This is a genomic window from Nostoc sp. CHAB 5715, assembly GCF_020829685.1.
Lineage (GTDB): Bacteria > Cyanobacteriota > Cyanobacteriia > Cyanobacteriales > Nostocaceae > Nostoc.
This window is the reverse complement of record NZ_JAIVFR010000268.1, coordinates 1-7,976: the sequence shown is the minus strand read 5'-3', so window position 1 is coordinate 7,976 and position 7,976 is coordinate 1. Positions and strand designations below refer to the sequence as shown.

Here is a 7,976-nt window from a genome sequence, read left to right as displayed (position 1 = left end):
TGTTATCTCTAGTGCCTAATGTCCGATTAGCGGAACTTAAACCCATTGCCCAAGTGGCCCCAGACACAATCGAGTTACCAGTGGAACCCGAAGCTGATGGTAGCTTTGCTGTGCGTTTGGGAGATTTGATGCAGGATGTAGAACGGGTAGTTTTGGCGAACATTTATCTGGGACAATTGCCAGAAGGGAAACAAGCGATCGCTCATCTGCAAATCCGTTATGATGACCCGTTGGTTAACGAACAAGGTTTACTTTCGCCCCTTGTGCCAGTGTATGCAGATGTAGTGCAGGCGTATCAACCAGATTCTAATCCCCAGGTACAACAGTCTATTTTAACATTAGCTAAGTATCGCCAAACCCAGTTAGCCGAGGCGAAATTGCAACAAGGCGATCGCACTGGTGCAGCCACAATGCTACAAACGGCTGCTAAAACCGCTTTACAAATAGGAGATAAAGGGGCGGCGACAGTGTTGCAAACTTCTGCCACTCGCTTGCAAGCTGGAGAAGAACTTTCTGAAGCAGACCTCAAGAAAACTAGGATTGTATCAAAAACCGTTTTACAGGAATAGTAAAAATCCAGCTTAAGGTAATGGATGGTTGAGATGGACAAGTATGATTCATATCCGTTTTAGTGACGACCATTATGGCGGTGAGATTGATCTATCAGGTACACCGGAAGATTTGAGAAGCATTCGTCAATCGATTCTTGAATTCCTTCAAGCTCAGGATGTGCAAGTTTGTGTTCCTGTCAATGAACTTGACCCAGCACCTTATGATTCTTGTTTAAATTCGTTACTCATTCGTAAGAGTGATTGTTCTCTCAAGGTTATGGTTGATGGCAGTTCTTTAAAGATTGAAGGAACACCAGAGAAACTGGAAGTGTTTGCAGACTGGTTTAATTTTGACACTACTACAGAATCAGGCTATCATCACCACTTTGACTACTACGAAGGAAATGAATGGGTTGATCCTGCCTCAGTTTTATTAATAATCTCAGTTCAGTAATGTGTACATCGGCAACCGAACAGACGTGCAATAAAGTTACTATAGCAATCCTAAATGAGTTGTGAAAATCGAGAGACTCAGATCCCCGACTTCTTTGAGAAGTCGGGGATCTTATTGTTCACGAATGATTTAGGACTGCTATAGTTGGAGAATAGCTGTGTTTTTTAATTTGCGGAGTTAGTTAAATCGGTAATACTTGTGTTGTATCAGGAGGGCATTTTACTACAGCATTTATGTATTTTGAACGGGAAGGTACACGCCCATAACTTCTATTGTTTTGACAAACAATACTTATCATTTTTATTTGCTTGTCCCCAGGAATGCGAACAGCAAAGATCGCTCCACTAACAGCGGGTTTCCCGACTTGTTCGCGCAGCGTCTCCGACAGGAGAAGCGACTGCCGCGCAAAGCGAGAAAAAATATTTTATTCCTTAATTGAGCAACAAAGTAGTCGCATATTCCTAACTTATTGATTAACAACCACCGAAGAGTTTGACTTATGCTGATCCAAAAGATTGTCCAAGAATTGCAAGACATCCCTGAAGACAAACTAGCAGAACTTTATGACCTAATTCACTACTTTCGACTAGGTTTAAGTCAAGAACGTACACAACCCCGCACCCCTGGTTTATTGAAAGGACAACTCGGCGATGCTTTCTTTGAACCACTCCCAGAAGAGGAACTCCAGCAATGGGAATGAGCTACCTCATCGACACCCATATCCTGCTGTGGTGGCTCTTTGACGACCCAAAACTCCACACTGACTGCCGAGACATCATTCGCAACCCAGATCATCGCATTATTGTCAGCAGTGCTTCTGCTTGGGAAATTGCCACCAAATACCGCATCGGTAAACTACCCGAAGCCAAACAACTTGTTGAGCAATATTCACAGATATTGCATCAGGCTAAATTTATCGAACTTGCCATCACCACAGCCCATGCACTCAGAGCAGGAAGCCTACCGATTGCCCACCGAGATCCCTTTGATCGCATGATCATGTCTCAGGCTGAACTCGAAAGTTTACTTGTCATCACCTACGACAAAGCCTTCCAGACTGGACTAATTCAGGTAATTCCCGAACTCAAGTAAAGCAAAGTATCGCCAAACCCAGTTAGCCGAGGCGAAATTGCAACAAGGCGATCGCACTGGTGCAGCCACGATGCTGCAAACAGCAGCCAAAACTACCGATTTAATTAATAAATTACCCTTTCTCGTAAATTAAAGGGTTTAAGACCCGCAACGTCAACACGTAGTTCAGTTTCAGTCGGGGTTTAAATCCCCGTCTGAAACTTTCTTCAATTTTGAATACAACGACTTGCTCAGTACAAGTTTTGAATTTTGAATTTTGAATTTTTAAGATACTAATTCCATCATTACCAGGCTACTCAAGCTCTTGGTAATCGCCTCTGGAGTCAGAACAAAATCTACTTTCCCGGTGTCAATAGCAGCTGAAGGCATATCGAAGTACTTTGAAGTAGTTTCATCTTGAGCAATCGTCGTGCCACCATACTTTTTCATTGCCATCACTCCTAAAGCACCATCTCTGCCAAAGCCACTTAGGACAACAGCAATCGCCCGTATTCCGTAATTAAGTCCTACCGACATGAATAGTTTATCTACTGAGGGGCGAACAAAGTTCATCTTTGGCGACTCTAACAGAGACAGCTTACCATTAGCATCGACTACTATGTGCCGATCTGGAACATAAGTGTAAACTGTCCCTGGACGTATTATCTCCCCTGATTTTGCCTGCTCTACTTGCAACGCTGTGTGGCGGCTAAGGATCTGTGCCAGACGACTAGAGTAGACAGGATTCATGTGCTGAACTACAATAATCGCCGCCGGAAAATGTGCTGGTAAAGCTGACAAAATTTGGATGATTGGCTTTTGCCCGCCCGCAGAAGCTCCAATCGCCACTATATTGTAAGCAATATTTGGGAAGTGCGACAGAATTCTGTGTGATTGTCGTAACACCATTTTCTTCTTTGCGAATATTTAGCGCTCAATAGCGATCGTCTAATTAGTGCTGTAGCAGCTTCACAAGTCACACTGCTATGTTGACCATCTAACATATATATTATATGTTATTTAGCAAACATAAGCTGTTTACAACAGATAAACCTTTTATCAGAGGTTCTTAATTGCTGCCACTTATTTAATAAACATAAAACTGACTTAAACAGCCTCTTGCTATCTGTGTTTCAAGCATCCTGCACTTGTGAAAAACCAACTTCTAGCTGCTCTACCCTCTGAGGAATACTCTCGTCTTGTTGCTTATATGGAGGTTATCCCCCTAGAGTTTAAGCAAGAACTTTACCTACCTAACCAACCAATTGAGTACGTCTATTTTGTCAACTATGGCGTAGCCTCTATGCTCACAGTGATGACGGACGGTTCGGCAATCGAAGTGGCTACGGTGGGCAATGAAGGAATGGTGGGTCTTCCAGTATTCCTGGGAGCCGATAGGGTTCCGGGCGAGTGTTTTATGCAAGTCCCTGGCTCTGGCTTCAGGATGAGAGTAGATGCATTTAAAACTCATGTCACCGCAGATAGTCCGTTGTACAATCTGCTACAACGATACACGCAAGCGCTGTTTAATCAAATTGCCCAATCAGCTGCCTGTAACCGCCTGCACTCAACAGAACAGCGAATGTGCCGTTGGCTGCTGATGACTGCTGATCGAGTAGAGACAGACACTTTTTCACTCACTCAAGATTTTCTCAGCATAATGCTAGGTGTGAATCGCTCCACTGTTAGCCTTAGTGCCTCTATTCTTCAGAAGGCGGGGCTAATTAACTATACTCGCGGGCAAATAACTATCCTTGACCGCTCAGGTTTAGAAGATATCACCTGCGAGTGTTACCAAATTGTCAAAGGGGAGTTTAACCGTTTGCTTAACGGCAAATAAGGTTATTGGCTCCATCTTTGGATCTCCACACGAAGACCCAAGAGCCAAAACTACGTGCGAGTAAATGCACCGATCGCACCTTAAAAAGGCTTGCTCTAGTTCCCTCCAATTTATCAGCTACGGTGTACACACAAGTCGAATTACCCCCCTTAATCCCCCCGTTTATTGGGGGGAAATAGGAAATTAGCTATTTTCAGGTAAATAGACCACGCGGTAGGGGTAAAGCGCATTGCTCATACGTGTCAACTTAACGTAAAAGCCATGTCCCGCAAGGAACTGAAGTTCCTTGGCTAATAGCTTAAGTCATCTTTTGATGACTAAATAATCCGAAAAATTTTTAGTCTACTTCAGTAGACTTTAGCTATGAGCCGCTGAAATTCATTTCTGGGCGGGCGTGGAAGCCAACAGATAAGCGATTTTTAGCTTAAGTTGACACCAATGAGCAAAGCTTAGCTCCTACGATAGATGTGGTTCAAATACATGAAAACTGCTGTAAATAAATAAGCAAACTGGGGTTTGAGAAAGTAAAAGCTTTTTTTGCTTGCGGAAAACACTAAAATGAGAAAGCAAACTGGGGTTTGAGAAAGTAAAAGCTTTTTTTGCTTGCGGAAAACACTAAAATGAGAAAGCAAACTGGGGTTTGAGAAAGTAAAAGCTGATTTTACTTGCGGAAAACACCAAAATGAGAAAGCAAACTGGGGTTTGAGAAAGTAAAAGCTGATTTTACTTGCGGAAAACACCAAAATGAGAAAGCAAACTGGGGTTTGAGAAAGTAAAATGTCATTTTGAGAAAGCAATATGCCTTTTTGCTTATTGAATATGAAGTTTTGAGAAAGCAATAAGCCTTTTTGCTGATTAAATATAAATTTAAGTTAAATATGCGAAAGGTTAAACATCAGACAACAACGGTAAAAAACGAATACGAATACGGCTTGGCTCAACCGTAACAGCTGCTCCTTGTTCCAAATCCTCTTCACACTCAGCGATTACCGTCAGCAACAAATTCGCTAATGCTTGAGAACGTAACCTTTCAATCCGAATGCGAATGACTGAAGGAGTAGTTGCTTCATCAAGCGCTAGCAATGTATGAAAATCTGCATCGAGTGTAGCAACAACACGTCTCTCTTCTCTAGCTCTCTGGATGATTTCTGCATCTTCAGCTTCAGACATCCCAATTTCACCCACATGGATGGTGTCGATACCTGCATTACGGAGCAATGCTGCCGCAGAGAGTGGTAATCCCTGATCAAGCAACAGTTTCATAGCGGTTAGGTAGTTCAATGATGCGATCGTCCAAGTAGGACGATACAAAAATTAAGGCTTGCTGAATATCTTCATCTTCTAATTCGGGAAACTCCTGGCGCAGTTCTTCTCGATTAGGGTAGGTAGCTAATAACTCAATCACCCGACGAACGGTAAGGCGAAGATTACGAATAGAGGGCTGTCCATTCATGCGATTGGGATTGCTGGTAATGCGATCTAATTTCATGCCATTGCTTATTTTGTTTCTTACTTGCGCCCAATTTTATCAGCAAATTCCTAACATTATTTAGGCATTATAGCGGTTCCCGCATGGGTAAGGTACAGAAAGAAATAATTAACTACAAAAAAACGATACATAATGAATGCGGCAATATTAAATATGCTATGCCTGCGGTGGTCACTGAGCTTCTTGTACTGAGCGCAGTCGAAGTATGTCGAAGTGCGGGCGTAGCGATCGCCAAGACAGTTGCTCAAGCAACTAGGCAAACTTCCGCCACAGTGTACTAGTAAAAATCTGGTAAAAGTGCTAAAGGTAAATAGTTGGTAGCTGGAGAACTACACATGAAAACCACTGGTATTCATCATGTAGCTATTATCTGTTCTGACTACGATCGCTCCAAAAAATTTTATGTTGAAGTTTTAGGATTTCCGATTATTCAAGAGACTTTTCGCGCTGCAAGAAATTCTTATAAATTAGATTTAAAAGTTGCAGAAAATACTCAAATCGAACTATTTTCTTTCCCAAATCCTCCAGAACGACCTAGTAAACCAGAGTCTTGTGGTTTAAGACATCTTGCTTTTAAAGTTGATGATGTTGAAGAAACTGTTATTTATTTAAAATCGAAAGGAGTGGAGGTAGAAAATATCAGAATTGATGAAATTACAAATAAAAAATTTACTTTCTTTAAAGATCCAGATAATTTACCATTAGAAATTTATGAAAATTAGAATATATAGATGTTTGGATTAAAGGATTTCAGATACAGCGTATTTCAGGTAAATGAAGTACACGGGTAGGGGCACAACATGTTGTGCCCCTACGATTATCTGTACCTCACGCCTGTTGCAATCTGCTGTAAATAGCAAATGATATCATCTCCGGCAAATTGCTTATGATATGTCAAAAGCGAGTGCAACGAAGTGGAGCGAAGCAATTCCCTTTGACTCTGCGATTACTTCACTCCGCTATCGCTGCGTTCGTAATTGACTTGTATTTAGCCGGACATGATATGAGTGAGCTATTTGGTAAGATTCTCAAATGTTTGACAATATCTGTAAATTTTTAGCTGAAAATTTCTCCAGCGATTTCGCCACTTGGTTATTAGGCGAACCTATTACATTAACCGAACTCAGTCCAAAAGAATTATCTCTCGAACCCATTCGTGCTGATGCCCTAATTCTGCTACAGTCGGAGCAAAACATCTTACATTTGGAATTTCAAACCCAAGCTGATGCTGAAATTCCTTTTCGGATGATTGACTATCGGTTGCGAGTGTATCGCCGCTTTCCAGACAAAGCAATGCACCAAGTTGTAATTTATCTTAAGCAGACAAATTCAGAGTTGGTGCAACAAAATACATTTACAATTGCTGGGACACGCCATGAATTTTCAGTTATCAGACTTTGGGAACAACCAACTGAAGGATTTTTGAGAACGCCTGGACTATTACCCTTTGCGGTTTTGAGTAGTACAATTGATCCAGAAGCCGTGCTTAACCGAGTTGCACGGGAAATTAATAGTATGACAAAATCAAGAAATCAAAGTAATATTGCTGCTTCCACAGCGATTTTAGCTGGTTTAGTATTAGACAAAGAGGTTATCAGACAAGTTTTGAGGTCAGATATTATGCGCGAGTCAGTGATTTATCAAGATATTTTAGAAGAAGGCAAGGCTGAAGGCAAGGCTGAAGGCAAGGCTGAAGCTTTACTTGAAGTTGCAAGAAATCTATTTAATACTGGTATGCCATTAGAGGTGATTGGCAGAGTCACAGGGTTATCAATTGAGCAGTTACAGTATTTGCAGGTAAGTAAGTCTGGTGAATCTAATCAATAAATAATCGGTGCAGGTTGACTGCACCGATTAGTAAGTGTGACTCGAATTAAACATCCCATTGTTTCAAGCTAATGCTGAAGCTTGGGGTTTGGCAAAAATCATTCTTCCTGCTGTAGTTTGCAAAGCACTGGTAACTACTACTCGCAGTTCACCGCCGACATAACTGCTGCCTTCTTCAACGACTACCATTGTGCCGTCATCTAGGTAGCCAATGCCTTGACTGGGTTCTTTGCCTTCCTTGAGAATTTTCAAATCAAGGTTGTCGCCTGGTAAATAACTGGGACGGACGGCGTTCACTAAATCATTTACATTCAAAACAGGTACTTTCTGGACGCTAGCAACTTTAGACAAGTTGTAGTCGTTGGTTAGCAATGTACCGCTAATTTCTTGGGCAAAGCGCACCAACTTCGCATCGACTGTGGGAATATCTTCGTAGTCAACTGGATTAATCACGATGCGATCAGGATATTCTTCTTTAATGCGGTTGAGAATTTCTAGTCCTCGTCTTCCCCGCACCCGCTTTTGGTCTTTACTAGCATCCGCTACTTGTTGGAGTTCTTGCAAGACAAACTGCGGTACGAGAATTTGCCCTTCCAAAAACCCTGTTTCAAGTAACGCTTCAATGCGACCATCGATAATACAGCTAGTATCTAAAACTTTGGTATTGGCGGGTTTTAGCGTTCCTTCTACTACCATCGATTCGACGGTGTTGGGATTAATGAAGCGCAATAAACCTCGCCCGTG

11 protein-coding genes and 1 pseudogene are annotated in these 7,976 nt (G+C 41.9%); 8 read left to right on the top strand and 4 right to left on the bottom strand.

The window, feature by feature from the left end:
- The 4 genes and pseudogenes from LC574_RS16350 to LC574_RS16335 all read left to right on the top strand — a co-directional run.
- A pseudogene (locus LC574_RS16350) lies at positions 1 to 569 on the top strand (hypothetical protein); the annotation flags it as partial.
- Positions 570 to 612: 43 nt separating this feature from the next.
- Positions 613 to 1,005: a hypothetical protein gene (locus LC574_RS16345; protein WP_229454491.1), complete on the top strand. Its 393-nt coding sequence runs from the start codon at positions 613 to 615 to the stop codon at positions 1,003 to 1,005.
- 499 nt (positions 1,006 to 1,504) lie between these two features.
- Positions 1,505 to 1,705 (top strand): hypothetical protein, encoded by a 201-nt coding sequence (locus tag LC574_RS16340; RefSeq protein WP_100901459.1) that lies wholly within the window; start codon positions 1,505 to 1,507, stop codon positions 1,703 to 1,705.
- A complete protein-coding gene (locus LC574_RS16335) occupies positions 1,696 to 2,097 on the top strand; it encodes a type II toxin-antitoxin system VapC family toxin (RefSeq protein WP_229454490.1) in 402 nt (133 codons plus the stop codon). The genes LC574_RS16340 and LC574_RS16335 overlap by 10 nt, the downstream gene beginning before the upstream one ends.
- A gap of 264 nt (positions 2,098 to 2,361) precedes the next feature.
- On the opposite strand, the gene LC574_RS16330 is transcribed toward LC574_RS16335, so the two are convergent.
- Positions 2,362 to 2,985, bottom strand: coding sequence for a chemotaxis protein CheB (locus tag LC574_RS16330; RefSeq protein WP_229454489.1), 624 nt, complete (start codon positions 2,983 to 2,985; stop codon positions 2,362 to 2,364).
- Between the two features lie 241 nt (positions 2,986 to 3,226).
- Between LC574_RS16330 and LC574_RS16325 the strand changes: the two genes are divergently transcribed.
- Positions 3,227 to 3,916 (top strand): Crp/Fnr family transcriptional regulator, encoded by a 690-nt coding sequence (locus LC574_RS16325; protein ID WP_229454488.1) that lies wholly within the window; start codon positions 3,227 to 3,229, stop codon positions 3,914 to 3,916.
- Between the two features lie 888 nt (positions 3,917 to 4,804).
- Here LC574_RS16325 and LC574_RS16320 read toward each other — a convergent pair.
- Positions 4,805 to 5,179: a DUF5615 family PIN-like protein gene (locus LC574_RS16320; protein ID WP_229454487.1), complete on the bottom strand. Its 375-nt coding sequence runs from the start codon at positions 5,177 to 5,179 to the stop codon at positions 4,805 to 4,807.
- Positions 5,163 to 5,405 (bottom strand): DUF433 domain-containing protein, encoded by a 243-nt coding sequence (locus LC574_RS16315; protein ID WP_229454486.1) that lies wholly within the window; start codon positions 5,403 to 5,405, stop codon positions 5,163 to 5,165. The genes LC574_RS16320 and LC574_RS16315 overlap by 17 nt, the downstream gene beginning before the upstream one ends.
- An 83-nt stretch (positions 5,406 to 5,488) precedes the next feature.
- Here LC574_RS16315 and LC574_RS16310 point away from each other — a divergent pair, with 83 nt between their 5' ends.
- From LC574_RS16310 to LC574_RS16300, 3 genes are all read left to right on the top strand, one after another.
- Positions 5,489 to 5,686 carry a hypothetical protein gene (locus LC574_RS16310; protein ID WP_229454485.1) on the top strand — a complete coding sequence of 66 codons (198 nt, stop codon included), beginning with the start codon at positions 5,489 to 5,491 and terminating at the stop codon, positions 5,684 to 5,686.
- Positions 5,687 to 5,740: 54 nt separating this feature from the next.
- Complete coding sequence (locus tag LC574_RS16305) at positions 5,741 to 6,127, top strand: VOC family protein (RefSeq protein ID WP_229454484.1); 387 nt, start codon at positions 5,741 to 5,743, stop codon at positions 6,125 to 6,127.
- Between the two features lie 310 nt (positions 6,128 to 6,437).
- Complete coding sequence (locus LC574_RS16300; RefSeq protein WP_229454483.1) at positions 6,438 to 7,232, top strand: Rpn family recombination-promoting nuclease/putative transposase; 795 nt, start codon at positions 6,438 to 6,440, stop codon at positions 7,230 to 7,232.
- Positions 7,233 to 7,295: 63 nt separating this feature from the next.
- On the opposite strand, the gene LC574_RS16295 is transcribed toward LC574_RS16300, so the two are convergent.
- A partial coding sequence (locus LC574_RS16295; protein ID WP_229454482.1) for a PIN/TRAM domain-containing protein occupies positions 7,296 to 7,976 on the bottom strand: 681 nt, incomplete at its 5' end.

Bases quoted from the DNA above. Each gene is read 5' to 3' on its own strand.
- LC574_RS16330 (WP_229454489.1), bottom strand. From the start codon at position 2,985: ATGGTGTTACGACAATCACACAGAATTCTGTCGCACTTCCCAAATATT.
- LC574_RS16320 (WP_229454487.1), bottom strand. From the start codon at position 5,179: ATGAAACTGTTGCTTGATCAGGGATTACCACTCTCTGCGGCAGCATTG.
- LC574_RS16315 (WP_229454486.1), bottom strand. From the start codon at position 5,405: ATGAAATTAGATCGCATTACCAGCAATCCCAATCGCATGAATGGACAG.
- LC574_RS16300 (WP_229454483.1), top strand. From the start codon at position 6,438: ATGTTTGACAATATCTGTAAATTTTTAGCTGAAAATTTCTCCAGCGAT.
- LC574_RS16310 (WP_229454485.1), top strand. From the start codon at position 5,489: ATGGGTAAGGTACAGAAAGAAATAATTAACTACAAAAAAACGATACAT.
- LC574_RS16340 (WP_100901459.1), top strand. From the start codon at position 1,505: ATGCTGATCCAAAAGATTGTCCAAGAATTGCAAGACATCCCTGAAGAC.
- LC574_RS16335 (WP_229454490.1), top strand. From the start codon at position 1,696: ATGGGAATGAGCTACCTCATCGACACCCATATCCTGCTGTGGTGGCTC.
- LC574_RS16305 (WP_229454484.1), top strand. From the start codon at position 5,741: ATGAAAACCACTGGTATTCATCATGTAGCTATTATCTGTTCTGACTAC.
- LC574_RS16345 (WP_229454491.1), top strand. From the start codon at position 613: ATGATTCATATCCGTTTTAGTGACGACCATTATGGCGGTGAGATTGAT.